The following is a 25,786-nucleotide window of genomic DNA, read 5'->3' as shown; positions in this document are numbered from 1 at the left end:
CTGGCGGCTGGTAGGTCTTACCTATTCGTTCTATCCTGGCCCTGGATTCGGTAGGATTTTCTGATTTATGGCTGATTGTGGTAGAGTCTATCGAACTGAGGTGCATTCATGATCGAAGAGCAGGACACACGGATCCTCGCCCATCTCCAAAAGGACGGTCGCGCCACCAACCAGCAGCTTGCGGATGAGGTCGGCATGTCCACCTCGGCGTGCTGGCGCCGGGTGCGCGCGCTGGAGGAGGCCGGCATCATCCAGGGCTATGCGGCGCTGGTCGCGCGCGAGCAGGCGGGCTTTGCGATGTCGGCCATCCTCCACGTCTCCCTGGAGCGGCACGACGCCAAATTCGTCGACGAGTTCGTGGCGCGCGTGACGAAACGGCGCGAAGTTCTGGAGTGTTTCGCGACCACCGGCGATGCCGACTATCACCTGCGCGTCGTCGTGCAAGACATGCCCGCCTACAACCGCTTCCTCGACGAGTTCATGTTCCGCATTCCCGGCATCCGCTACGTCCGCAGCAATGTGGTGCTGAAGGAGATCAAGGCGGGTGTGGCGCTGCCGTTTTGATGTTGCCGTCGTCGCGCGGCTGCATCTTCCAAGCGTCGTCAGGTTGTAGAGGGGCAACTGGTCGGCATCGCGCCGGCCTTGCTGGCCGCTCTAGGCATTGCTGAGATATCAATCTCCCGTAAACCATCCAGGGCCGAAAACTCGTGAAGAGAGCGCGCGCTTGGCGCGAGATTTGGGCCGTGCGGCGGTATTTTAGACAGTTTGGCGCGCCTCGTTCGCATCTCGTTCACTTTGATGGACGGTTTGCAGTGCGCAATAACGACCACTTAGGCGGTCGCCTCTCATAAAGCTACCGGGAGAAATAGGCAGAATGCCCGGGAGCTGAGATCGTGCCGACGACACTCGCGCGCACATTTGCGGCGTTGAGCGCAATTAACGAAGCGATCCTCTACGCGAAATCGCCGGACGAGCTGTACCAGAAGGTCTGCGACGCCGGGTTTTCGAGCGGGGATTTCTTGGCCGTTGCTGTGTTCCTGGTGGAGCCGGACGGCCGGCGGCTGCGTTTTGCGGCCGGCTGCGGCAAAGACATTGCGCGGCTGCGTTCGATCGTGATCACGACGGAAGCCGGCACTCCCGAAGGATCGGGCGTCGGCGGCGAGGCATTTCGGGACCAGAAGCTGTGCATCAGCAACGACTATCTGAACGACCCGCGTTCACTGGCGTGGCGTGACGGAGCGGCCCCAGCCGGCATCGGTGCGGCCGCAGCGCTGCCGCTGCTCTGCAACGGCAAGAGTGTCGGCGTACTCTTCGTCACCCGCCGCGAAGCCAATTCGCTGAACGAGCAGATGGTGTCGCTGTTCGAGCGCATGTCGGCCAACATCTCCTATGCACTGGACAATTTCGCGCGAGAGACCGCGCGGAAGGCCGGCGAACGGGCGATGCGGCGGCTGAACCGCATGTTCGGCGCCATCAGTGCCACCAACGAGGCTATCCTGCGCGCCAAGACCGAGCAGGAGCTATACCAGCTCGTGTGCGACGCCGCGGTCTATGGCGGCAAGTCGCTGGCGACCATCGTGCTGCTCCGCGAGCCGGATTCGCACTGGATGAAACCTGTCGCTGCAACCGGGCAGAATCTGGAGCTCGTCACCCAGGCACGCTATTCGATCGATCCGGAGAACCCCTATGGCCGGGGCGTATCCGGCGAGGTATTCCGGACGCAGAAAGCCATCGTCGAGGACGATCTCGCCAGCCGGACCAAGGGCACGCCGTGGGAGCAGGCCAACGTCAACACAGGCGTCGCCGCCTGCGTCGTCGCGCCGCTGATCAGGTACGGCGAAAGCGTCGGCGTGCTGCTGTTCTTCATCAGCCGCTCCTGGGCCAAGGATGAGGAGATCGTCGCGCTGCTGCTGCGCATGGCGGAGAACGTCTCGTTTGCCATCGAGAATTTCGGCCGCGAGGCCGAGAAAGCCAGGATCGCCGCGGAAGAAGAGTGCCTGGCGCGAATGTATGCGGCGCTCAGCGCCACCAACGAGGCGATCCTGCGGGCGCGGTCGCGGGCCGAGCTGTTCGACCTTGTCTGCGAAGCGACGGCGAAGGGAGCCAAGTTCACCTCGGCCAACATCGCGCTGATCGACCATCAGGCCGAGCTGCTGCGCGTTGTCGCCTGCTATGGACCGAATGCGGATCAGGTTCGTAAGTTCACGTTCTCCAGCTCCGATCGGGTGCCCGAAGGGCGCGGACTGACGGGCACGGCGTTCCGCACCCGCCAGCCCGCCGTTAGCAACGATGTGCTCGCCGACGACCGCATCGCGCCGTGGCATGCTAGCGCGCGCCGCAACGGCATCGCATCCTCCGCGGCTTTGCCGCTGTTCAACGGCGATCGGGTCGAGGGAATCTTCCTGTTCAATTCCCCCGAGCGCGGCACTTTCACGCCCGAACTCGTCGAGCTACTCCGCAAGCTTCAGGCCAATGTCGCCTTCGCGCTCGAGAGTTTCGACCGCGCTGACGAGAAGGCGCGAGCGGACAAGCAGCGCAATCGTCTGAGCGGCATGTTCGAGGCGCTGAGCGCAACCAATGAAGCCATCATGCGCGCCAAGACGCGCGAGGAGTTGTTCGAGGCGACCTGCCAGGCGGCTGTGCTCGGCGATCTGTTCGCCTCTGCGACGATCGGCATCATCGATGAAGACCGCGAGCTCGTTCGTGTCGTCGCCGTGAAGGGCCGCCTGCAGGAGCGAATGGTCGGGCGCACCTGCGGGATTTCCCCAGATCATCCCGAGAGCCAGGGAATCATCGGGACCTCGCTGCGTACGGGCCGGCCCAGCGTCATGAACGATTATCTGAACGAACCGCGATCCGCACACTGGCGCACAAAGGCCCTCGAAGATGGGACCAGGGCTGCGGCGTGCTTCCCGCTTCTGAGCGCGGGGCGGAAGCCCGTCGGCATTCTGCTCTTCCTCGCATCGGAAGAAGACACGTTCACGCCCGATCTGCTCGAGCTGCTCGGACGCCTCGCAGAGAACGTCTCTTTTGCACTCGACAATTTCGACCGCGCCGAGGAGAAGGTCCGCACCGAAGCGCAGAAGGAGCGCCTGACGCGCATGTTCGCGGCTCTGAGTGCGACCAACGAGGCGATCATGCGGGCGAAGTCGCGTGCCGAGCTGTTCGACCTGGTGTGCCTTGCTGCATCGAACGGCGCCAAGTTCACCTCCACCACGATAGCACTGGCCAGAGCCGGCACGGACCAGCTCGAGATCGTAGCCGCCGCCGGTCCGTCTGCGGCCACCACGCGCAACGTCCGTCTCTCCGTCGATCCTGAGCGGGCGGAAGGCCGCGGAATGAGCGGCACTGCATTCCGGACGCGGCGACCCTGCATCAGCAACGACTATCTCAACGACGATCGCGTTCGCGTCTTCCATGCCATCGTGCGTGGGGACGGTGCACGGTCAGGTGCCGCGTTTCCGCTCGTCTCGAACGACCAGGCGGTCGGCGTCATGATCTACATGTCGACCGAACCGGGTACCTTCACGCCCGAGTTCGTCGAGCTGTTGCAGCGTCTCGCGGACAACGTCTCCTTCGCAATGGAGAACTTCGATCGCGCCGACGAGAAGAACAAGGCCGACGAGCGGATCGAATACCTCGCCTCGCATGATAGCCTCACCGACCTGCCGAACCGTGAGACATTCAACGCGCTGCTGCACGAGGCGATCGAAGCGGCGCAACGCCACGATCACCGCTTTGCCGTGCTGTTCATCGATCTCGACCGCTTCAAGGTCATCAACGATTCGCTGGGGCATGAGGCCGGCGACCTGCTCCTGCTCGAAGTGGCAGATCGCTTGCGCGGTGCGTTGCGAACGAGCGACGTGGTGGCGCGCCTCGGCGGCGACGAGTTCGTGGTGATCCTCGACCAGTGCGGCGAGATAGACGACGTCCAGCGCATCGCGACCGAGCTGCTCGCCGCCCTTGCGGAGCCCATGGAGCTGGCCGGGCACGAGTGCCACACCACGGCCTCGATCGGCATCGCGATGTATCCAGCCAACGGCTCGGACGCACAGACGCTGACCAAGAACGCCGACATGGCGATGTATCTCGCCAAGGAAGACGGCAAGAACGGCTATCGCTTCTTCTCCAAGGAAGTGAAGACGCAGTCGATCGAGCGGCTGTCGCTCGAAAGTGCGCTACGCCGAGCACTGGAGCGCGAGCAGTTTTCGCTGAACTATCAGCCCAAGGTGGACATGGAGACCGGCCAGATTACCGGTGTGGAAGCGCTGCTGCGCTGGAACCATCCCGATCTCGGCAACGTCTCTCCGGCCCAGTTCATTCCGCTCGCGGAGGAAACCGGGCTGATCGTGCCGATCGGCCGCTGGGTGCTGAATGAGGCTTGCGCGCAGGCGATGGCCTGGCAGCGCCGCGGCCTGTTGCCGGTGTCGATGGCGGTCAACCTGTCGCCGCGGCAGTTTGCCGACGAACATCTGTTGCAGGACGTCGACGAGGCGCTGGCGACCTCCGGCATGTCACCGGTGCTGCTCCAGTTGGAGGTTACCGAGAGCATGATGATGCGCAACGTCGGCCGCGCACTCAAGGTGCTCGACTCCATCCAGAGCCGCGGCATCCGTCTCGCCATCGACGATTTCGGCACCGGCTATTCGTCGATGTCGCTGATGAAGCACTTCCCGATCGATACGATCAAGATCGACCGCTCCTTCGTGCGGGATCTGCCGCAGGATTCGGAGGATCAGGCGATCGCGCAGGCGATCATCAGCATGGGCAAGGCACTCGGCATGACGGTCGTCGCCGAAGGCGTCGAGAATGCCGAGCAGGAGGCGTTCCTGCGGGCCCATGGCTGCGACGAGATGCAGGGCTTCCTTATCTCCAGGCCGCTGCCCGCGCAGCAGATGGCCGAGTTGCTGCGGCCCACGGTGCTGCCGGTCGCGCCGCCCCTCCAGCCGGAACCGGCCGGGGAAGACGCAGCGTCACGGCTGAAACGCGCTGTCGTCTGACGGTTGCGGATGCAGCTCGCGGACCTCGTGTTCTCCTCCGTCGGCCTTGCTCGGAAAATCCTGGGGCCCCGTGAGTGACGTCTGCTCGACGAACAGCGCGAGAATGGTGCGCGCGCCATCGGCGAGGCTCGTTCCTTCGCTCACATTCAGCGCGCGGCAGCATGTTTCGCTCATCGGCTCCCGGTTGTCGACTACTGCCATGGCAGGCCCCCACCACCAGGCCGGCGCAGGCGAGCGCTCGCCCTCCGGCACGACGTGCCAGCGGACGAACTCCTCCATCACGCGCTCGAATTCCAGGCGTGCAGCCTGATGCATGTGGTCGATGCTCCTTGAATCCGCGCCGCGATGACGGGCCGACACGGGTGTTTGGCCATCGCTTCGCTCGGAAAATCGGCTCGCCGCAAATGGGCCGAACCATGCAAGCCGACATCGTCGTCGGCGATGCGAAGCGTGCGGCTGTCGGCGATGCGCTCGGGCGCCGCAAGCATGCATTCTAGCCGCTCGAGGGCATGGCAGGCAAGCAATGGGAGCAGCGTTTGCCTAACGCGATCTGAACGGATGCGCCTTCTGGTGCCAGGCCCAGGCCGTGCGGATGACGGCAGGCAGGTCCGAGTGACGCGGCACGAAGTTCAGCACCTTTCTCGCAGCGGAGGGATCCGCGACCAGATAAGTGGGGTCGCCGGCGCGGCGCGGCTTGACGGTGTGGGGCACCTCGCGCCCGGTCTCCAGCCTGATCGCGTCGAGGATCTCGCGTACCGAAAAGCCGGAGCCGGTGCCGAGATTGAAGCTGCCGCCGGCATGTCCGTCTTCCAGAAGCTTCAGTGCCGCGACATGGGCCGCAGCGAGGTCCGTGACGTGGATGTAGTCGCGGATCGCGGTGCCGTCGGGCGTGTCGTAGTCGTCGCCGAACACGGCGAACTCGACATGGCCCTGCAGCGCCATCATGGCGCGGGGTATGAGGTGGGTTTCGTTGTCGCGCATTTCGCCGATGCCGCCGGCCGGATCGGCGCCGCTGGCGTTGAAATAGCGCAAGCAGAACGCTCCGAAGCCATAGGCCGTGCGGTAGTCGGCGAGCATGCGCTCGATCATCAACTTCGAGGCGCCGTACGGATTGATCGGCGCGCAGGGGAAGTCCTCCGGCAGCGCCTTGGAATCGGCGTTGCCGTAGACGGCGCCGGTCGAGGAGAACACGATGCGCTGGCAGCCCGCGTTGCGCATGGCCTGCAGCAGCGACAGCGTGCCCTGGACGTTGTTGATGTAGTATTTCTGCGGGTCGGCCATGGACTCCCCGACGAGGCTCGCCGCAGCGAAATGCATCACCGCCGTGATCCTGTGGTCGGCGAAGGTGCGCGCCAGCGTCGCGCCGTCGAGCAGATCGCCCGTCACTAGCGGGCCGGATACGAAGCTGCGATGTCCTGTCGAGAGATTGTCATAAACGACGGGCTGATAGCCGGCGGCGGTCAGTGCGCGGCAGGCATGCGAGCCAATGTAGCCAGCGCCCCCGGTGACGAGGACGGTCGGTCGGTCGGTCATGTCGTCTTCTGCTCTTCTCTTAGCGGAGGGGGTGGTTGCGGCTGAAGAGAAGATAGAGCGCACGGGGGTTGGTGGTCAAATAGCGCCAGAACAACCGACGTGGTTCGAGCAAGATGCGCCAGGCCCATTCGAGCCCGATCTTCTGCATCCATTGCGGCGCGCGGGAACGGCTGCCTGACAAGAAATTGAACAGGCCGCCGGATGTCTTGATGACGCCAACATTAGTCAGGTGCGGCGTGAACTCCTGAACGAATGCCTGCTCGTTGGGCACGCCGAGCGCGACCCACAGATAGTCCGGCGCGAGGGCGTTGATCTCCTCGACCTTGGCACGCAGTGCCTCGCCGCGCAGATAGCCGTGGCTGCGTCCCACGATCTTGAGATGCGGATACATCTTCTGCACGTTCTCGACCGCAGCGGCGTTTTCGGCCTCGCTTGCGCCGAACAGGTAGAATGTGCGGCCCAGGGCTTCGGCCTTGCGCGCGACGACGTGGAACAGGTCCGTGGTCGCAACGCGCTCCGGCAGCGGGAACCAGGACTGCAGCTTCGAGGCGGCGACCAGCGGTTGACCGTCGGCGTTGATCAGGTCGGCGGCGCGGAACAGGTGCTCGGTCTGCGGTTCGGTCGAGCAGCGCGCCAGCACCTCGCCATTGGCCGAGGTCAGGAACAGCGGACGGCCGATGCGATTGTCAGGATCGGTCGCCTCGATCATGAAATCGGCGGTGGCTTCCAGGTCGAGCGCGGCCATGCGAAGCCCGCCCACGGTGAGTCTCGGCACGTCGGCGGTTGCCGCCCGTCCGTCGAGATTGACGCGGCGCTCAAGCATATTGTCTGCCTCGCTGTCGCGTTTGCATGGCGGGGGACAGTTCGTCGAGCACGACGCCGACGAGCTTGCTCTCGGCGGAGCCGAGCGCGGACAGGATCTCTTCCAGGCTGTCGTTGACGTCGAGGCTGGTCGGCAGCACGGCCACCAGCGAGTCGATGTCGTCCAGCAGCTTGCGGCAGATGGCCGAGAGCGGCATCGGCGGGCCGTCGAGGACCACGAGATCATAGCCTCCGGCGGAACGGGCCTGCGCAATCGCCTTGCGGATCGCATCGGCCGCCTTGCCGGCGTCGCCCTCCGCGGCCGGCAGCACCGAGATGCCGTTGACCGTCTTGATCTCGCGTGCGTCCTTGCTGCCGATCGAGAGCCAGCCGAGCCTGCTCGGCTCGCTCTTGCCGGGGCGGACGATCTTGTTCGAGAGCGAGCGGACCTGATGGTCGGCATCGATCATCAGTACGCTGGCACCGTCGCGCGCGGCCGCCAGCGCGAAATTCAGCGCGGTCACGCTCCGTCCGGTCGTCGTGCCGGCACCGACGAGCGCGATGACCGGCATCGCCTTGCCGCCGGCGCGTCGGGCCGCCGATGCCCGCATGTCGCGCCAGGCGTTGAGCAGCGTCGTCAGCGGAAAGCCGGGCCGGAGCGTCGGCCAGCCCAGCCGCGTAAGGTCGATGCCGCCGCCGGTGGCGAGGATGGCGCCGAGCGTGCGGATGACGTCGGCCTCCTGGAAGCGTGCGATCAGCGGTCTCTCGATCAGGGGCTCTTCGACCATCGAAGGCTGGAGCGGGGGCGCGGCAAGTTCCGGCGGCATCTGCTCGACTTCTGGGACTCGCGGGGTCGGTTGAGGCGGCAAAGCCTCTGCAGGGCGCGCCCGCTGCGGAGCTCGCGCTGAATCCGGCGCCGGTGTGCGTTGTGGACGGGCAGGCGTCGGTGCCGGTGCGGTCGCACCGAGCAGGAGTTCGGCCGCAACGAACCAGCTTGATGCGGCGATCGCGCCGAAGATGAAGCCGATCATGGCGAACAGGCTCATTGCCGGCGGGAACGAGCGCCGCTGCGGCACAGTCGCCTCGCCGATGACGCGGGCCGCCGAAGTGTTCAGACTCTCTTGTTCTTCGGTCTCGCGAGAGCGCTTGAGAAAGGACTGATAGACGTCGCGGCTGGCATCGGCTTCGCGCTCGAGCTCGCGCAAACGCACGGCGGCCTGGCTGAGCTGCACGCTCTGCCGCTTCTGCGCTTCCAGCGCCCGGTTGAGCGAGGCTTCGAAATCTCGGGCGCGCGTCAGATCGTTCTTGGCGGACTGAGCGAAGCGGTCGATCTCTTCGGCGATGGTGCGCTTGAGGTCCTCGACCTGCTTCTCCGTCTGGCGCAGCGCCGGATGGCGCGGTCCGAGCTCGCCGGCCTGCTCTGCATATTTCTTGCGGGCGTCGGCATATTGCGCGCGCAGATTCGCGATGGTCGGCGATTGCAGCGCTTCCGGAATCGCGCCGGCATCGGCCGCGGTACGGCGGCTCGCCTCGATCTGGTCGAGCCGTGCCTGCGCATCCATCGTCGCCGCGCGGGCCGCGGAAAGCCGCTGGTTGCTGGCGGAGAGCTGCTGATCGCTAATCAGCGCGTCCTGGGTGCCGACGAAATTGTTCTGGGCCTTGTAGGTGGCGAGCGTGGTCTCGGCATTGCGCAGCCGCTCGCGCAGCTCCTTGAGGCGGCCGGAGAGATCGTTGGTGGCGCGCCGTGCGGCCGAAGCCTGCGAGTTTCTGGATTCGGCGAGGTAGGCATTGGTCAGCGTGTTGGCGAGCATCGCCGCTTTTGCGGGATCCGTCGACCAGACCTCGATGTCGACGATGAAGCTCTTCTCGGTCTTGCGGACGGTGATGTGCTTGTTCAGCGCCTCGAGCGCCGCAAGCTGCACTTCCTTGGCCTCCGCGGCGGAGGGTACGCGAGGCTGAAGGCCGATGAGGCCGAGCAGTGACGACATCAGGCTCTTGCCGTCACCGGCGCCGAACTCCGGATCCTTCTCGAGGCCGGCCTGCTGGATCACCTGGAGCAGCACGCTGTTGGAGGTGATCAGGCGCGCCTGGCTCTCCACCACCATGGACATGCCGGATACGTCCTGCGCGCGGGGCGTGAGTTCGCGGTCGACCAGTTGAAGCTCGCGCGGGTCGACATAGAGCTGGGCGGTGGCGGTGTAGCGGGGCGTCACGCTCTTGCCGATGGTGACTGCGAGCGTCGCGCCGAGCAGAGCGGCCGCGGCGATCGCTACCTTTCGCCGCCAGAGCAGATTGGCGAGCTCCAGCACGTTGAAGCCGGCCTGAGGCCTCGGTTGCGGGGCCTCCGGTCCGGCCCGATCGATCGGCTGGCTATAGTCAAGCATGATCCCCAGCTTTCATTCCAACTGCCGCGGGCTGAGGGGTTACTCTTCGCTTTACGCCACGCACCCGGGATATAGGTGTCCAGTCAACGCAACAGGGAAAATTAACCATACTCACCGGGGGACTATTCACCGAAATGGCAAACAAAGCGTTTAAGCGCGTGCCGCTGTTCGGCTCGCTCCTATGAGGCTCGCGATTCCGGAATTTTCCAGGAATTAACGGTTCGTTACCGCGCGCAGCATGGCCGCGAGCTTCCGCTCGTCCGGTGATGGGCGGCACACGTGCCATGGCGCCTCAGCGCTTCCGTAGAATGACGTGATAGTCGCCGCGGCGGACGTCGGTGCCGCGCGGGAGCAGGGCGTTCAGCATCGCGGCGCCGGCGTCGACCAGGGCCGCGAACAGCGGCCTGCGCCGGCGCATCTCGGGGTAGCGTGGGCTCTCGACTTCACGACGATAGATCATCTCGAGGCCGTTGGCGGCCGCGAATGCTTCGAGTCGTGGCAACGTCACAAGCGGATGGAAGAACGTCGGGAACGGCGGTTCGCCGGGCAGGCCGGCATCCTTGATGCCGCGGATGTGCCGGTAGAACCAGACGTGGAACCAGTGCGGCGAATATTTGGTGACGACCCCGGAGAGCGAGCGCGGGTTGGGCGCGCCGATCAGGATCATCCCGCCGCGCTTGAGCGCGTCACGAAAGTTCAGGAGCGCGGCGTCGACCTTCGGCAGATGCTCGATGACGTTGTAGCAGATCACGAGATCGAAGGTCTCGCGCCCGAAGCGGTAGGTCTGGACGTCGCCGAGAATGGCCTCGTCGGCGTAGGTGTTGTTACGGACCTGGTCCTCGTCGATGTCGACGACGGTGACTTTGCTGCGGCCCAGCAGTTCCGGCGGCAGGACGCTGCACGAGCCGCCGCCGGCTTCATAGATGGCGAGCCGGTCCAGCGGCAGCTCGCGGCGCAGCACGTCATGGACGGCGAGCAGGCTGTCTCGGGCTTCGCCGGGGACCAGATCGTGCAGCGCCTGAGTGGGGGGTGTGGCCGCGGAGATGTTGATCGCCGTGGCTGTCGCGAAGTCGATCGTGGCTGGCTTGTTCATGATTTTCTGACCGCGCTTGTTCTATTCAAATTTACAGGAAAAGACTCGCTTGCCCGAAGAGCAAATCCGATGCCGCGCCGTCTCACTCATCGCAGTGCTTACGGTCGGGTTAATGCGTACAGGCGTTAACTACGGCATTGTTCATGTTGCAATGCTGTCGGCGCACTGGACCGCGAATTGCACTAGCACGCGTGCGAGGTTCTGCGGCAGGAGCACGCGAAGGCGGTTAACTGCATGGTGTTGGGCCAAGATGGCTGGAGATCGCCGGCGTGGCGTGGCGGGTGTGCCGCGCGCCGACCGTTCATTTTGGCACGCATCTGTCCCGCGGCGGCGTGCCATCGTGGGATGACGTCGATCCGCGCGATCGAAGCAGGGCTTTCTCAATATATCTCGGACATCTAGGACATCATGACATTGATCCCGACAGACCTGTCCGCCACGCGCATCTCGGACGTCGTGTGTGATCCCAACCGGGAGATCGTGGCCAGCTCCCGTGTCATCGATCTATCGGTAGGCATTGTCGTCTGCGTTCCCTGTTTCCGGCGCCCGCAGCATCTGCGGTTGACCCTGGACTCGCTGGCGAGCCAGCGTACACCCCGCTCCTTTGCCGTCGTCATGGTCGAGAACGACGCTGCGCGGCGCGAGAGCGCGCCGGTCGCCGCCGAGTATCTCGCCGATGGCCGGCTCCAGGGCGTCTGCCTCGTCGAGAAACGGCAGGGCAATTGCCAGGCGATCAACGCCGCGTTCGAGACGGGGCAGGCGCTGTTTCCCGCCGCGACCCGCTTCCTGATGATCGACGACGACGAGATCGCTTCACCCGACTGGCTCGAGCTGATGGTTCGTACCGCGGAGGCCACCGGCGCCGACGTGGTCGGCGGGCCGGTGCTGCCGGTCTTCGACGACGACACCCAACCCTGGCTGTCGCGGCATCCGGCGTTCTGTCCCGCCTATGACTATAGCGGGGCGGTGCCGCTGATCTATGGCTGCGGCAATTGTCTGATCACCCGTGCTGCCTTCGAGCGGTTCGATCGTCCCGCATTCGACTTGCGCTTCAATTTCCTCGGCGGCGGCGACTGCGATTTCTTCGTGCGATGCCGTGACGCCGGCATGCGGTTCCACTGGACCGCGGATGCCGTTATCACCGAGACCGTTCCGCACAACCGCACCAGCCTCGGCTGGATCGCAAAGCGCGGCCTGCGCATTGGTGCAATCAACTATCGTGTGCAGTACAAGGCCGCGCAGAACGCAGCGGCGCGGGCGCGGGTGTTCGCGCAGATGCTTGGACGGCTGCCGCTGTCGCTGGTTCGCACCGCAGCCTTGTTGACGTCGTCGAAAGCCGTCGTCGCGATGCATCCCATGATGGTTGCGTTTGGCGCCGCCTTGGCGGCTTTCGGCGTCGAACCAAAGCCTTATGAGGCCTCGAAGATCGTCTCCTGACGCGGCGGCGGACTAGATGCCGAAACGGGCGAGGGCGACCCTGATCGCGGAGCGTGGCAGCGATTTGAGCGACCGCCGGCCGATCATCGCGAGATAGGCGAAGGCCTCGCGATATCTGCCGAAGCGAACCGCTTGCATCGCCGAATAGGTGACGAGATGAATCTCGGCCGCCTGGCGCAACCCATTCGCCGTGCCCTCGGGCAGTCTTGCCAGGATCAGCCCGTCGTCGAACACCCGTGCGACCGCCGGCAAGAAATCCTGCGGTGTTCGCACCGCCGCGTTCATCGTGTTGGCGGTGTGCAGGCGATAATCCAGCAGGAGCTTTGGCGCGAATTCGAACTCGCCGATCGCCGCAAGACGGCACCAGCAATGCCAGTCTTCGCAATATTTGAGGGAGACGTCGAAACCGCCGATGGCGCGGAAAGCCTCCGCGCGGGTGAGCACGATGCCGCCGTTGACGATGAAGTTGCCGCTCGCGAGCCGCTCCAGCACGTCGCCTGAAGGCTTGCGGCGTGCTTTCAGCAGGTCGCGCCGGCCGATCTGCCGTCCTTCGCTGTCGATCGTGTTGTAGTCGCCATAGACGAGAATCGCGCGCGGAGCACCGCGCGCTGCCGCCAGCAGGGCCGCCACCGCGCCGGGACGCAGGCGGTCGTCGGCATCGAGGAAGAGCAGCCACTCGCCGTTCGCGTGCCGCGCGCCGAGATTGCGCGCCGCCGAGACACCGGCGGTATCGTTCTGGATCAGGCGCAACCGCGAGTCATGCACGTCCCGGACGATCGCAGCGGTGTCGTCGGTCGAGCCATCGTCCACGACGATCACCTCGCCGACATCGGCCTGCATAAGCGCGCTCGCAATGGTTTCGCTGACATAGGCTGCAGCGTTCTTGGCAGGAATGACGACGGATACGGACGTGGCCGAATCGACCTGAAGCGGGAGGCGCGCTGGCGCCGCCGCGCGGGTGACGGCTGGCAGTTCGAGAACGTCGTCCTCGGCGGTGATCAAGTTGCGGCTCGTCTTTAATGGACCATTAACCAGGGCGCATCTGCCGCGCTTGCCAACGCCAGCAAACGCAACATCGGCTGTCGCGGATGATATCCCCATTATGGTCGAAGCGTTGCGGCGAAGGTCTGCGCGGCGCCGGTTTCGTGTATTAGCGTTAAGCCGGAGCCATCGAGCCGATGACGAATCCGGAAGAGGACGGCGCAATTCGCTTGCACCAGGGTCCGCCATCGTCGGGATGCTGGTTAAGGGGTGGTTAACGGCGACGAGCTAGAATTTGGGGCCCCCCGCCTATCACTTGCCTATGGATGCAGTTTGGATCGCAGCGCCGCAGACACGACTGAGATCGAGGCGAGATCGCTCGGCCATGGCCTGCGCGACGCCCTTGCGGGGCTCAACGCTTTGCAGGCAGCGCGCTGCGTCGTTGCGGTCGGGTCGCTGCTGTTGGTGCTGGTGACGCTCGATCCATTCCCTGACCTGCGCAATCCCGACGTTACCGCCATCGTCGGCGGACGAATGGCTCTGACCTATGTCTCCTGGGGAGTCCTGGCTGCGGTCGCGACGCTGTGTGTCGCTGCCTCGGATGCACCCGCGCTGAAGAGCCTGCTGACGCCGCTTCACCTCTGCCTCGTGGGCTGGCTGATGGTCAACATCGTCTTCTCCGAGAGCCGCGGCGTTTCGATCCAGCGGTTCGTGCTCACGGCGAGCGTGACGTCGCTTGCCGTCTTGCTGCCGTTGCTGCCGCCGACGCAGCGGAGCTTCAACCTTTGCCTGGGTGCCGCCGCGCTGGTGCTGCTCGCGCTCTGCTATCTCGGCGTCCTCCTGGCGCCGCAGTATTCGATCCACACGGCGCTCGATATCACCGAGCCGCAACTTGCCGGCGACTGGCGCGGCAGTTTCGGCCACAAGAACGTCGCCTCGCCGGTGATGACCATCCTGGTCTATGTCGGCATCTATCTGTCCGCCGTCGGCTCCTTCGTGATGGGTCCGGCGATCGCTGGGCTTGCCGGCATCTTCCTGATCTTCACCGGTGGCAAGACGTCCTCGGTGCTGTGCGTTGCGATCTACGCACTGGCGTCGCTGGTCTTCGTCACGCGGAGCGTGTGGCTGAAGCGGATCATCTGCTTCGCGCCGCTGATCCTGATGAACCTTCTGACGGTCGGCAGCGTCATGAGCCCGACGCTCGGCGGCATGACGCGGCTGCTTCCGCTCGATCCCACCTTCACCGGCCGCTCCGCGATCTGGGAGTTCGCGCTCGCGGCCGTCGCGGAGAAGCCGATCATCGGCCACGGCTATGCGGCGTTCTGGGACGACGTAACGGCACGTCAGACCGCGCAAGGTGCCGAATGGGCAACCACTGCGGCCCATAGCCACAACAGCTATCTCGATCTCGCGGTCACCATCGGCCTGCCTGGTCTGCTGCTTGTCGTTCTCGTCTTTGTGCTCGCGCCGCTCGGCAATTTCCAGGCGGCCCAGGCTCACAGCCGCAGCGGCGCACTGGCAAAGCTGTTCCTGACCATATGGCTGTTCGGCTTGTACTACGGAGCCACCGAGACCTTCGTGCTCGATCGGCAGAATCCGATCTGGTTCATGTTCGCTTTTGCCGTGACCGGCCTGCATTTCCTGGCGAGGTTCCAATGCGTCGAGCAGATGGAACCAAAGCCATGACAGCTTGTCGCAGGAGATCCGTCCCGAGGTGGCATCTGCTTAAGGATGAGCAGAGACGTTGCTTGCGGTCTGCAGCAGAACATCATCTATCTGGAAACACTCAGTAGTCGCATGCGCAACGGATGACCTTTCTCAGCGTCGAGCAATTGGATGGTCGGGCGTCCAGCACGTCGGGAATCGCGATCGATTTCGTGCGTGACTGGCGGCAGGCGGCCTCGCGTCTGAACGGCGGGCACCGCACCGCGTTCCAGCATGTCTACTGGCTGGGCGCCTGGTACGAGGCGTTTCGCGATGTGACCCCGCTGATCGCCGTGGTCTCCGATGCCGCCAACGGCAAGGATATCGCGATCGTGCCGATGATCAGCCATGTCAGGCGCGGCATCCGCATCGTCGAGTTCGCGGACCTCGGCGTTTCCGACAACAACGCGCCGATTCTGATGCTCGATGGCGGCTTGGACGCGGGGGCGGCGGATGCGATCAACAAGGCGCTGATCGACGCGTTGCGGGCGCTGCCCGAACGCTTCGATCTGCTCCGCCTGAGGAAGATGCCGGCGCAGGTCGGCGGCAAGCCCAATCCACTGGTGTCGCTCGGCCGGATCGGATCCTCCTCGCTCAACGGCAATCTCGTGCTTATGGGCGACGACTATGAATCCTACCAGGCCTCGATCAAGCGCATGCAGATGCCGCGCTGCTGGCGTGTCTTCACCCGTCATGCCGGCGCGCGGTTCGAGGTCGCCACGGATATCGCGCGTGCACTCGAACTGCTGGACGTGATGGATGTGCAGCAGCAGGCGCGCATGCAAAAGCTCGGCTCGCCGTTCGTCCTCAACGACGAGACCCATGCGCGGTTCTATCGTGAGGTTGCCCGTCAGGGCATCACGGAAGGTTATGCCGTCGTCTCGGCGCTGGTTTGCGACGAGGGCGTCATCGGCACCTCGTTCGGCGTCAGGCAAGGCACGACCTACTACCTGCTGCGCATCAGCCACGGCGGCGATTCATGGTCGAGCTGCTCGCCCGGGCTGCTCGTCATCGAGCGCACCATGGCGGCGCTGCATGCAAAGGGCGTGCGCCGTTTCGATCTCAGCATCGGCAACCAGGATTACAAGCGCCGCTTCGGCGCCACGAAGATCCCGCTGACCGATGTCAGCGTCGCGCTGTCCTGGCGCGGCCTGCCCTATGCGTGGCGGGATCATGCCGCACAGGGCCTGCGCCGCCATCCGAAGCTCGCCGCCCTCGCGGCGCGCGCGATCGGCAAGGGGCCACGCTGACGGCTGCCGTCCTTCTCGCCGTCACCTCCGCAGGCCCGCACTGAAGGCATCCCGCAATGCGCGTCCCTGCGGCCAGTCGCCGAGCCCGCTCGAGGCATTGATGTGGCCCAGTGCGCCAGCCACGATCAGGCCGCATTGCCAATCATGTGCCCGGCGCTGCGTCACCTCAAGCGCACCATAGGGATCATTCGTGCTCGCGATGACGAGTGCGGGAAAGCGCAGCGCGCCGTTCGGGACCGGCTTGAAGGCGGCGGCCTCCGCGGGAAAGATGGCGCCGTCCGGGTCGGGGACAGCGACCAGAAACGCGCCCGCAATCGCGGAGGGGAAGCGAGCGGCCCAGTGCGCCACCAGCAGGCAGGCGAGGCTGTGTGCGACCAGGACAGGCGGCCTCGCGCAGCGCTCGATCGCGCGCTCCAGGGACTGCTCCCAGTCGCGGAGGTCCGGCTGGTCCCAGCTCGCCGGCTGAAATCGCCTGGCGCGGGCATCAACCCGCTCCCACAGCGTTTGCCAATGAGCATCGCCGGAGCCGCCGAGGCCGGGCAAAGTGATGATGTCGTGCATGATCGTCCCGTGATATCTGAGGTGACGTCGCAGTGTGGCCGATCGCCGTCCTGCATTACATGGCAAGTCATCGGCGGAAGCGGCCGTCTGCCGATGATCTCAAGGTGGAATGGAGAATTTTGTTGGATCGCTTCGGGAGCGTCGACGCCAAGGATTTGAAGATCCTCGAGGCACTGCAGGCCAACGCGCGGGTGCCGTTGTCCGAGCTTGGCCGCTCAGTTGGGCTGTCCCAGCCGTCCGTCTCCGAACGGGTCAAGCGGCTTGAGGAAGCGGGGATCATCGAAGGCTACGGCGCCCGCATCAATCCGCGCGCCCTCGGGCTCGGCCTGATGGCGCTCGTGCGCCTGCGCACCTCGCATGAGCATATCAAGACCTGCCTCAAACGGTTCAGCGAGATTCCCCACATCGTCGAAGTCCATCGCGTGACCGGCGATGACTGCTTCGTGCTGAAAGTGCTGGTGCCGGCGCCGGAAGACCTCGAAACCATCGTGGACCGCATCGCCGGTTTCGGCGCCGTCACGACCTCGCTGGTGCTGAGGAGCGAGCCTGCGCGGCCGATCGGCCGGGAGCTCGTCAGCAATAAAGCCGAGCGCGGTTGAGGCCGGCGCCGGGCCTCAAGATCCCGTGCACCCGGCGCACTGCAACCTCCCGCGTGACGCCCGGAACAGGCTGCGGCAATACCAGCGCCGCGCCAGCGCCTGGGCGGGCCTGCGGATCGTCTGTGCAATGAGCAAGAGTTCGAAAGCCATTCTCGTCGTCTTCGTCCAACATTCCACTTCACACAGATGGGGCGGCATTCCCAAACGAGAATGCCGCCCCAATCGCATCAGCCATGCAGTCGATCGTCCAGCTTAGCCGCGCAGCTCAGCCATACAGTCAGCCGTGCAGTTTCTTGGCAGTCTCCGCGATCTGGCGGCCTTGATAGCGTGCGCCGGCGAGTTCGTTGGCGCTGGGCTGACGGCTGCCGTCGCCGCCGGTGATGGTGGTGGCGCCGTAGGGCGCGCCGCCGGTGACCTCGTCGAGCTTCATCTGGCCGGCAAAGCCGTAGTTCATGCCGACCACCACCATGCCGAAATGCAGGAGGTTGGTGATGATCGAGAACAGCGTCGTCTCCTGGCCGCCGTGCTGGGTCGCGGTCGCGGTGAAGGCGCCGCCGACCTTGCCGTGCAGGGCGCCCTTGGCCCAGAGCCCGCCGGCCTGGTCGAGGAAGTTCGCCATCTGCGAGGCCATGCGGCCGAAGCGGGTGCCGGTGCCGACGATGATCGCGTCGTAGTTCGCGAGATCCTCGATCCTGGCGACGGGGGCGGCCTGATCGAGCTTGTAGTAGGAGGCTTTCGCGACCTCGGGCGGCACCAGCTCCGGCACACGCTTGATGTCGACGGTCACGCCGGCCTCGCGCGCGCCTTCGGCGACGGCGTTGGCCATGGCTTCGATATGGCCATAGGCGGAGTAATAGAGGACGAGAACTTTGGTCATGGTGGTCTCCGTTGTGCGGGTTTGACGGCTAGTTATTGGGGACGTCGTGCCCGGGCTTGTCCCGGGCATCCACGTTCTTGTTCGATCGCGGATCGGCGTGGATGGCCGGGACAAGCCCGGCCATGACGAAGAAATTGTTACGCCGCGTCGACGAGCACGAGCTCGGAGTCTTCGAGCGCTGTGATCTTCAGCTTGGCCTCGTCGCGGATCGCGGCGCCGTCGCGGGCATTGACGCGCACGCCGTTGATCTCGACGGAGCCGGCCGCAGGCACGAGGTAGAGATGCCGCGATGTCCGCGGCTCATACTCGGCGCTCTCGCCGGCCTTCAGCGTGGTTGCGAGCACGCGTGCATCGGCCCGGATCGGCAGTGCGTCCGCGTCGTCCTTGAACCCGCTCGCGATGGTGACGAGCTTGCCGGAGCGGTCCGACTTCGGGAACGGCTTTGAGCCCCAGGTCGGCTGGCCGCCGCGCTCGGCCGGCTCGATCCAGATCTGGAAGATCTGCGTCCTGGTCGGTTCGAGATTGTACTCGGAGTGGCGGATGCCGCTGCCCGCGCTCATCACCTGCACGTCGCCTGCCTCGGTCCGCCCCTCGTTGCCGAGGCTGTCCCGATGGGTGATCGCGCCCTCGCGCACATAGGTGATGATCTCCATGTTGGCGTGGGGATGAGCGGGAAAGCCGGTGTTCGGCGCGATCTCGTCGTCGTTCCACACCCGCAAGGCGCCATGACCCATATTGTTCGGATCATAATGGCTGGCGAAGGAGAAATGATGCTTGGCCTTGAGCCAGCCGTGGTCGGCGCCGCCGAGCTTTGCGAAAGGTCTGAGTTCGATCATCTGTGCAATTCCTTGACGTGAATGGGCCGCGTTCGGATCAGGCGCCGACCACGCCGTCGACACTGAGCCCTGACTTTCTGATGACCCTTGGATAAGCCCGCCTGTGTGGTATAGAAATAGAAACTGTCGAAACACATTGTTTCCTTAAATGTCCCCATGAGGCAGCTTCCATGGCAAAACTCCCCGATTTCGAGGCTCTCGCGATTTTTGCGAAAGTCGTGGAATTACGGTCGTTTGCGGGGGCTGCGGGCGAACTCGCAATGTCCAAGGCGACGGTCTCGAAGGCGGTCACGCGGCTGGAGGAGCGGCTCGGCGCCCGGCTGTTCAACCGCACCTCGCGCCGCCTGGCGTTGACCGATGCCGGGCACAAGCTCGCGGAGCGCGCGACGCGCCTGCTCGTCGATGGCGAAGCCGCGGAGAACGAGGCGCTGGCGCAATCGGTGGCGCCGCGCGGGCTGGTCCGGCTCGCGGTGCCCATGACATTCGGGGTCAAGGCGGTGGCGCCGCTCTTGCCGGAATTCTTGCAGGCCTATCCGGAAGTCTCGGTTGATCTGCATTTGAGCGATGCGACCGTCGATCTGATCGGCGAAGGCTTTGACATGGCGGTGCGGATCGCGCGGCTGCCCGATTCCTCGCTGATTGCACGGCAGCTCTTCACCATGCCACGCTATACCGTGGCTGCGCCGTCCTATCTCAAGCGCCACGGCAGGCCGACGCATCCGATGCATCTCGCCCAGCACAAGTGCTTCAGCTACGCCTATCTCTCGACGCCGAACGTCTGGCACTACACCAATTCGGCCGGCGAGCAGGCCAGCGTGCGCCCCGGCGGCCCGCTTCGCGTCAACAACGGCGAAGCCGTGATGCCGGCGCTGATCGCCGGCCTCGGCATCGCCGAGCTGCCCGAGTTCATCGTCGGTGAGGCCATTTCCTCCGGCGACGTCGAAGTCATCCTGAAGGACTGGAGACAGGCGGAAGGCGCCGTGCACCTGGTGACGCCGCCGGGTGGTCCGCGCCCCGCCCGGGTCGAGGCGCTCGGCGATTTTCTTGCGGCAAAGCTGCCGGGCACCTGCAAGCGGCGGGCGCGCGGGAAGGCGAAGGCGTTGTCGTCGTAGGGTGGCAAGGGCGCTCTTGCGCCCTGCCCACCATCGCGGTCAGGCCACCTCCACGCCGTCGATCGCGACGATGCGCAAGCTCGGCTTCAACGTTTCTTCAAGCTGCGACTTCAATTCGTGAACGCGAGGGTCGCTCGAACGGTTCGCGCAAACCGCATATTGATGGACGGATTGCGCCAGCGCGTGCCGCGCTTCAGGGGTTCGCGTCAACTCGGGCCTTGAAAGCCGCAAGACGATCGCGGCGAGATTCACCAGCATCTCGTCCAACGCGACGTCGATGGTTTCAACATTTCGCATGGCTCACTCCCTTGGGAGTGTAACTGCGCGTCCCCGGGAGGCGTTCCCGGCTCGGCCGAACATGGTTAACGCTTCGTAAACATCTCGTTCTTGCCCATCGCTGCGCCAGGCAGGAGCGAAACAAGACAAGGTTGGAGGAGAAGCCCTTCATGGATCGGACGCAATGTCAGGACGCGCCGGTCTTCGCGCGATTCATCGCAGCCGACAGCGCGCGTCCGATCGCGGCAGTGAAGAAGATCGGCAACGTGGAGCGGTCCTAAAACTCGCTGCGGACCACGCCTCGCACCGTGTGGCGGTCATATCCCGGCGCAAACGCGCCCTCATAGGACGCCTTGAACGAGGTCGCTGCCGTGAGATCCCACCGGATCTCCGCGCCGGTGAGCGCGACCGTGCGTGCGCGTTCGACGCCGGTGATCGCGAACGGAATGCCGGGGGCGCCCTCCAGGGCCGCAGTGGTGGACGCTGCGCTGCCGGTAAATTCGTGGCGGACGGCGAGGGTCGCGCCGAATTGGGCCGTCTGGCCGTTCGGCATCATCACTTGGTGACGGGTGCGCAAACCTGCCGTGCCATAGGCAACGTCGAAGCTGCCGGCCTGCACCAGCTGGTTTACGCCAGGTGCACCCGTTTCGGACAGGCTGCCTTGGCGTGTCGAATACCAGTCGGCCCTGGCGAACGGCTCGGCCGTGAAGCCCCATCCGGTCGCGAAGGGACGTGCGACGCCGAGCGAGGCAGCAAAGGTGTTCGCGCGCGAGGAGGCGGTCGCAGTTTCGCCGAGGAATGCGATCGTGCGAGAGGATTCGAGCGCCGCAAAGGAGTAGCTGATGGCGGATGCGAGATTGAAGCCGCCGCTCTCGCCGCGCGCGTAGAAGCCCGCATGGCCGGCATTGGCGTCGATCCGGTCGGCACGGCCGGCCATCCGCAGCTGGCCGGTCGATGCGCCGATCGCAAGCCCTGCCGTGAAGCCCGGCATGTGCCAGAGATCGGCGCCGAGCGCGGCGCCCGCGACGGTCGTGTTCGTGCCGAAGGCAATGCCGCTCGCCGCCACCTGGTCCCAATTGCCGTAGCCGCCGAACCAGACGCTCCGCGCCGGTGTGTCGCGCCGGCCAGCGAGCGCCTTGCCGATCGGATCCGCCGGCTCCGGCGCGTAGGCGGTGGCCGACATGCGCACGGTCTCGCCGCGCGACTGCGTGCCCGCATTCCACATGAAGCTCTGGAACATGTCGGCCTGATCGGCGACGAAGCGGCGTCCATCGGCGTGAACTTGACCGGCAAGATCATCGAGGCCGGCCTTGATGCCGGACGCATTGAGCGCGGCGAGGGTGTTGATCGCCGTGGTCAGCGTCCCCGATGCGCCGCCGAGCTGCGCCTGGTCCAGCGCGCCGGCCACCGCGCCCTGATTCGGCGTCAGACCCGACAGCGTGCCGAAGCCACCGATCTGCTGAAGGATGAAATAGACGTTGTTGACGTCGTAGCTGAGCTGCCCCGAAACCAGCGGGCTGCCCGAGGTCGTGAGGCCGGCGAAAGTCCCGTTGACGCCGCCCGTCGCGGTCAGGATCGTATATTGGGTGTTGGCGATGAAGCCGGCGCCAAGCGGCACGATCTGCACGGTGCCGCCATTGAGCGTGGCGGTCCCGGTTGCCGCGATCTTGTCGGACTGGCCGGCGGCATTGATCTCGACCTGATAGGTCGATCCGGCGTTGAACGCGACGTTGCCATTGACGTTGAGCGTGCCGATCGAACTGCCGGGTGCGACCGTGGCGCCATTGTTGATGAGGAGACCGCCCACCGTGCCGGTGCCGCCGACATAGCCGCCATTGATCGTGACGACCGAGGGCAATGTGCCGTTCACGATCAGGCCGCCCGCGTCCACCGTCGTTGCGCCGTTGAAGGCGGTGGTGCCGGTCAGCGTCCAGACGGAGTTGCCGTTCTTTTTCAGTTGCTCGAACTCGTCATATTGCAGGCCGGGGCCGAGATTGCCGAGGTCGAACGAGGCGCTGCCAACGCTGCCGAGGTTCAGCGTGTCGGTACCGCTCCCGCCGCGAACATTCCCGGTGATCGTCGCGCCCGGAGCGAGGCCGAGCAGATCATCGCCCCCATTCAGCTCGATCGCTCCGCTGCCGCCGCCCGAGATGGTGCCGGAGTTGAAGATGGTGTCGCTGCCGGAAGAGCCCTGGATGGCGATGAAGAAGCCGCCGGAGATCGTGCCGCCATTGATGAGTGTATTGCCGCCGGCGATGAATTGCACGCCGGTATGGCCGCCGCCGATCGATCCGCTGTCATAGACGAGGATGGCATTGCCGCTCGACGTCCCGCTGATCCGAAGTCCCGTCGTGTTTGCTCCGGTGCCGACTGCGGTCCCGCGGATGTTGATGAGATTGTTGTTCGAATTGTCGATGACGATCGCCGCCTCGGCGTTGCCCGTACCCTCCGCGATCCCGCCGGCCGCGATCGTCACGGTGTTGCTGTTCGATCCGTTGGAGAGCAGAACGGTTCCGCTGTAGGTCGAGACCGTCGCCTGATTGTTGACGGTGATATGCGAGCCGATGGTGCCGTCGAAAACGACCGCCGGTATGCCTGCGCCCGGCAGCAGCGATGTCGTCGTGCCGTCGCCGACGTTGACCTTGACGTTGCTGCGGCTGGTGGCGTTGATATGGTCGGTATTATTCGCGCCGGTGCAGGTCGCAACGTCGCCCGAATTGAGCGCGCCGATCGTGCCGGAGCCCGCCACTGTGCAGGCAGCGAGAGCCTGATCGGGGATCACGACGAGAAGCGAGACGAGCGCCAGCGCGGTGGTGACGAGCAGCGTGTTGCGCAGGGCGGCGGCCTTCATTGTGGTATGCGCACAGGCCGGTATTGCAGTCGACATCGACGATTCCCTCATTCCAGCACAATTGCTAGCGGGGACGTCGTCGCGTTTCTTGGCGTTATGCGAAATGCCTTATGACGAAAGGCGCAGGACGCCGGTTTGCGTCACTCTGTTGCGGCGATGCCACGGGTTGTGCCGACAGCGGCGCGGCCCGTCGCGGCTGGAAATGGACTCAAGCGAAAAATCACCTGGCCTGACGCGCAATCTCATTTGAAGCGTATTGCGCACTGCAACAAACGCGATATTGCTGGGTCTGGAATGAGCCCGGAGACGCGCCTTCATGGCGGCCGATGACCAATCGATCCACGGTGCGCCGCGCCTCGGCTATACCGGCGAACCGCATGGGCCGGCCTATGAGATGTGGCGAGAGGAATTTTGCCGCCGCGTGATGGCAGCCGATCTTGCACCTTTGTCCGACGGCTCTTTTCACTGCGAAGTCAAGGCGTTGATGTTGCCGCAGGCGACGATATCCTTCTGCAGCGGCACGCCGATCAGGTTTATGACGCTCGCCGCCAGCGACAATCTGGCGTTACTGATGGCGCCGGATTCGCCGTTGCAAGCCGTCATGGGCCGTCGGGCGCTCGAGGTCGCGCCGCTGGGCATCAGTCTCATCGACGCCTCCATCAAGGGCGCATTCGTCGCGCAGCTCGCGAAGGGCAGCAACAAGGCCGCCTTGTTCGACCGCAAGACGCTGCTGTCTTATTGCCCCAATGCCGAAGACAGCGTTGCGCGGCCGCTCGATCATGACCCCGCGCTCACTGCGCTGCTGCATCGATATTACGACTTCGCGGTTCAGCACGCTCCGGGACTGAATGCGCTGGCGCAGCACGCCGTTTCACAACACCTGATGGATTTGATGGTGCTGGTGCTCGGCGGCCGGCGCGACGCCACCGAACAGGCGAAAGAGCGCGGCCTCGCCGCGGCTCGGCTGGAAGGCGTCAAGGCGGATATTCTGGCGCGGCTCGGGGACGGCAGCCTCACGCTCGCCGACCTCGCGCGGCGCCATCGCGCCAGCCCTCGCACCATTCAATTGCTGTTCGAGCGCAGCGGCGCCACGTACTCGGAGTTCGTGCTGGAGCAGCGGCTGCTGCGGGCGGCGCGGCTGCTGTGCGATCCGATACACCGGGCGGGCAAGATCAGCGACATCGCCCATCTCTCCGGCTTCAACGACGTCTCGTATTTTCACCGGACATTTCGGCGGCGCTTCGGCGTGACCCCGATGGACGCGAAGATGCGGCACGCCGAAACAGGCAAGAAACCTTAGTCGGAAGCATGTCTTCGGTCCGTCCTGGACGTGTGGTTCGAGCGGCGGCGCGGGAGTCGTTTGCCCCTGACATCGCGGGCGATTGCGGCTGTGAAGCTGATCGGCAAGGTGGAATAGGTTCCTGCAGGCATTTCACATTTTTTTGTTGGTCCAGAACCGGCTCTCGCCTCATTGATTGATGAGATTTGTCGGATTCGAGAAGGACCGAACATGCGAACAGAGCGGATTGCGCTGGGTATGGCGCTCGCGATCGGCGGCATCCTCGTTCAGGGCACGGCTTCCGCGCAAGAATATCGCGGCACGATGGAACAGCAGATGGCCTGCACACCGGACGTTTGGCGGTTGTGCAGTGACCAGGTTCCGGATGTGAATCGCATCGTGGCATGCCTGCAGCAGAACGCGCCGCAGCTCTCGAGCGGCTGCCGTGCCGTGTTCCAGTCCAACAATCAGGCGCAATCGCCGCAGCCGGTGCCGCGCAATCGCGCGGCGCCCCCACCGCGCTACAACACCGCCCCGCCACCCGGTATGGCACCAGCACCGGGGCCCTACGACGATGACGACTAGAGCCGAGTGAAATTTGGCTAGGTCGGTCGTTCGGGTCCACCTCTCCCCCGGGAGAGGTGAAGTCGCCGCCACCATCGATTCAGCCCAAACTCATTCCGCACTAACCCGCTCTAAGGTCGGTGTTCGCAGACGTCGACCCATTCAGCCGCTGTCAGCTCCGCCAGCCGGTCAGGCGTGATGCGCACGGCGCTGTGGGTCGACCCTGCGGCCGGCACCACCACATCGAACGTCTTCAGCGAGACGTCGCAATAGACCGGCAGCGGCGACTTCAGCCCGAACGGGCAGACGCCGCCGACCTCGTGGCCGGTGATCTCTGCGACCTCCTCCACTCCCAGCATCTTCGGCTTGCCGCCGAACTGCGCCTTGACCTTCTTGTTGTCCATGCGCGAGGTGCCCGCGGCGACGATCAGGATGACGCGCTCGCCGATCCGCAAGGACAGCGTCTTGGCAATCCGCCCCGGCTCGACACCATAGGCTTCGGCCGCCAGGGCCACGGTCGCCGAGCTGATCGGGGATTCGATGACGGATATGTCGGGGGCTTTCTCGGCGAAGAAATCACGAACGGATTGAAGGCTCATTCCAGGCAGCTCATTCCAGGCGGCTCATGACGAATTCATAGGCGGGCCG

At 64.9% G+C, this 25,786-nt stretch carries 21 protein-coding genes; 9 read left to right on the top strand and 12 right to left on the bottom strand.

What is annotated here, in order from left to right; translation table 11 throughout:
* Positions 1-108: 108 nt before the first annotated feature.
* Both ACYCVF_RS21875 and ACYCVF_RS21870 read left to right on the top strand, forming a co-directional pair.
* Positions 109-564 carry an Lrp/AsnC family transcriptional regulator gene (locus tag ACYCVF_RS21875; protein ID WP_459600157.1) on the top strand — a complete coding sequence of 152 codons (456 nt, stop codon included), beginning with the start codon at positions 109-111 and terminating at the stop codon, positions 562-564.
* A gap of 329 nt (positions 565-893) precedes the next feature.
* Positions 894-5,000: a bifunctional diguanylate cyclase/phosphodiesterase gene (locus ACYCVF_RS21870; protein WP_459606613.1), complete on the top strand. Its 4,107-nt coding sequence runs from the start codon at positions 894-896 to the stop codon at positions 4,998-5,000.
* Here ACYCVF_RS21870 and ACYCVF_RS21865 read toward each other — a convergent pair.
* The 5 genes from ACYCVF_RS21865 to ACYCVF_RS21845 all read right to left on the bottom strand — a co-directional run bounded on the left by ACYCVF_RS21865 (position 4,974) and on the right by ACYCVF_RS21845 (position 10,811).
* The gene (locus ACYCVF_RS21865; RefSeq protein WP_459600153.1) at positions 4,974-5,315 is read right to left on the bottom strand and encodes a hypothetical protein; all 342 of its coding nucleotides are present in this window, start codon (positions 5,313-5,315) and stop codon (positions 4,974-4,976) included. The two genes, ACYCVF_RS21870 and ACYCVF_RS21865, sit on opposite strands and share 27 nt — an antisense overlap.
* 225 nt (positions 5,316-5,540) lie before the next feature.
* Positions 5,541-6,533 (bottom strand): UDP-glucose 4-epimerase GalE, encoded by a 993-nt coding sequence (gene galE / locus ACYCVF_RS21860; protein WP_459600149.1) that lies wholly within the window; start codon positions 6,531-6,533, stop codon positions 5,541-5,543.
* 19 nt (positions 6,534-6,552) lie between these two features.
* Positions 6,553-7,356 carry a WecB/TagA/CpsF family glycosyltransferase gene (locus tag ACYCVF_RS21855; protein WP_459600147.1) on the bottom strand — a complete coding sequence of 268 codons (804 nt, stop codon included), beginning with the start codon at positions 7,354-7,356 and terminating at the stop codon, positions 6,553-6,555.
* The gene (locus ACYCVF_RS21850) at positions 7,349-9,718 is read right to left on the bottom strand and encodes an exopolysaccharide transport family protein (RefSeq protein WP_459600145.1); all 2,370 of its coding nucleotides are present in this window, start codon (positions 9,716-9,718) and stop codon (positions 7,349-7,351) included. The genes ACYCVF_RS21855 and ACYCVF_RS21850 overlap by 8 nt, the downstream gene beginning before the upstream one ends.
* Positions 9,719-10,010: 292 nt before the next feature.
* On the bottom strand, positions 10,011-10,811 hold the full coding sequence (locus ACYCVF_RS21845; RefSeq protein ID WP_459600143.1) for a class I SAM-dependent methyltransferase: 801 nt from the start codon (positions 10,809-10,811) through the stop codon (positions 10,011-10,013).
* A 408-nt stretch (positions 10,812-11,219) separates the two neighbouring features.
* Between ACYCVF_RS21845 and ACYCVF_RS21840 the strand changes: the two genes are divergently transcribed.
* Positions 11,220-12,248: a glycosyltransferase family 2 protein gene (locus ACYCVF_RS21840; RefSeq protein WP_459600141.1), complete on the top strand. Its 1,029-nt coding sequence runs from the start codon at positions 11,220-11,222 to the stop codon at positions 12,246-12,248.
* Positions 12,249-12,260: 12 nt separating this feature from the next.
* Here ACYCVF_RS21840 and ACYCVF_RS21835 read toward each other — a convergent pair whose 3' ends face one another.
* Positions 12,261-13,250 (bottom strand): glycosyltransferase, encoded by a 990-nt coding sequence (locus ACYCVF_RS21835; protein WP_459600139.1) that lies wholly within the window; start codon positions 13,248-13,250, stop codon positions 12,261-12,263.
* A 312-nt stretch (positions 13,251-13,562) separates the two neighbouring features.
* Here ACYCVF_RS21835 and ACYCVF_RS21830 point away from each other — a divergent pair, with 312 nt between their 5' ends.
* Together ACYCVF_RS21830 and ACYCVF_RS21825 are read left to right on the top strand one after the other, a co-directional pair.
* The gene (locus tag ACYCVF_RS21830) at positions 13,563-14,915 is read left to right on the top strand and encodes an O-antigen ligase family protein (protein WP_459600137.1); all 1,353 of its coding nucleotides are present in this window, start codon (positions 13,563-13,565) and stop codon (positions 14,913-14,915) included.
* Positions 14,916-15,037: 122 nt separating this feature from the next.
* Positions 15,038-16,183, top strand: coding sequence for a GNAT family N-acetyltransferase (locus ACYCVF_RS21825; RefSeq protein ID WP_459600135.1), 1,146 nt, complete (start codon positions 15,038-15,040; stop codon positions 16,181-16,183).
* A 21-nt stretch (positions 16,184-16,204) separates the two neighbouring features.
* Here the strand turns inward: ACYCVF_RS21825 and ACYCVF_RS21820 are convergent, their stop codons facing one another.
* Positions 16,205-16,744, bottom strand: coding sequence for an RBBP9/YdeN family alpha/beta hydrolase (locus ACYCVF_RS21820; RefSeq protein WP_459600133.1), 540 nt, complete (start codon positions 16,742-16,744; stop codon positions 16,205-16,207).
* A gap of 122 nt (positions 16,745-16,866) precedes the next feature.
* Here ACYCVF_RS21820 and ACYCVF_RS21815 point away from each other — a divergent pair, with 122 nt between their 5' ends.
* Complete coding sequence (locus ACYCVF_RS21815; RefSeq protein ID WP_459600861.1) at positions 16,867-17,343, top strand: Lrp/AsnC family transcriptional regulator; 477 nt, start codon at positions 16,867-16,869, stop codon at positions 17,341-17,343.
* Positions 17,344-17,620: 277 nt separating this feature from the next.
* Here the strand turns inward: ACYCVF_RS21815 and wrbA are convergent, their stop codons facing one another.
* Both wrbA and ACYCVF_RS21805 read right to left on the bottom strand, forming a co-directional pair.
* Positions 17,621-18,220: an NAD(P)H:quinone oxidoreductase gene (wrbA, locus tag ACYCVF_RS21810; protein ID WP_459600131.1), complete on the bottom strand. Its 600-nt coding sequence runs from the start codon at positions 18,218-18,220 to the stop codon at positions 17,621-17,623.
* 137 nt (positions 18,221-18,357) lie between these two features.
* Entirely contained in the window at positions 18,358-19,056 is a 699-nt protein-coding gene (locus ACYCVF_RS21805; protein ID WP_459600129.1) for a pirin family protein, read from the bottom strand.
* Between the two features lie 170 nt (positions 19,057-19,226).
* Here ACYCVF_RS21805 and ACYCVF_RS21800 point away from each other — a divergent pair, with 170 nt between their 5' ends.
* Positions 19,227-20,168, top strand: coding sequence for a LysR family transcriptional regulator (locus tag ACYCVF_RS21800; RefSeq protein WP_459600127.1), 942 nt, complete (start codon positions 19,227-19,229; stop codon positions 20,166-20,168).
* Positions 20,169-20,207: 39 nt separating this feature from the next.
* Here ACYCVF_RS21800 and ACYCVF_RS21795 read toward each other — a convergent pair whose 3' ends face one another.
* A complete protein-coding gene (locus ACYCVF_RS21795) occupies positions 20,208-20,465 on the bottom strand; it encodes a hypothetical protein (RefSeq protein ID WP_459600125.1) in 258 nt (85 codons plus the stop codon).
* Positions 20,466-20,721: 256 nt separating this feature from the next.
* Positions 20,722-23,331, bottom strand: coding sequence for an autotransporter outer membrane beta-barrel domain-containing protein (locus tag ACYCVF_RS21790; RefSeq protein WP_459600123.1), 2,610 nt, complete (start codon positions 23,329-23,331; stop codon positions 20,722-20,724).
* Between the two features lie 280 nt (positions 23,332-23,611).
* On the opposite strand from ACYCVF_RS21790, the gene ACYCVF_RS21785 reads away from it, so the two are divergent.
* Both ACYCVF_RS21785 and ACYCVF_RS21780 read left to right on the top strand, forming a co-directional pair.
* Complete coding sequence (locus ACYCVF_RS21785) at positions 23,612-24,595, top strand: AraC family transcriptional regulator (RefSeq protein ID WP_459600121.1); 984 nt, start codon at positions 23,612-23,614, stop codon at positions 24,593-24,595.
* A gap of 210 nt (positions 24,596-24,805) precedes the next feature.
* Positions 24,806-25,159 (top strand): hypothetical protein, encoded by a 354-nt coding sequence (locus ACYCVF_RS21780; protein ID WP_459600119.1) that lies wholly within the window; start codon positions 24,806-24,808, stop codon positions 25,157-25,159.
* 110 nt (positions 25,160-25,269) lie between these two features.
* On the opposite strand, the gene ACYCVF_RS21775 is transcribed toward ACYCVF_RS21780, so the two are convergent.
* Complete coding sequence (locus ACYCVF_RS21775) at positions 25,270-25,737, bottom strand: YbaK/EbsC family protein (protein ID WP_459600117.1); 468 nt, start codon at positions 25,735-25,737, stop codon at positions 25,270-25,272.
* Between the last annotated feature and the right edge of the window lie 49 nt (positions 25,738-25,786).

The sequence above is a fragment of the Bradyrhizobium cedriense genome, from assembly GCF_054602315.1.
The sequence above is the reverse complement of the archived record's forward strand: the minus strand, read 5'-3'. Positions and strand labels throughout refer to the sequence as shown.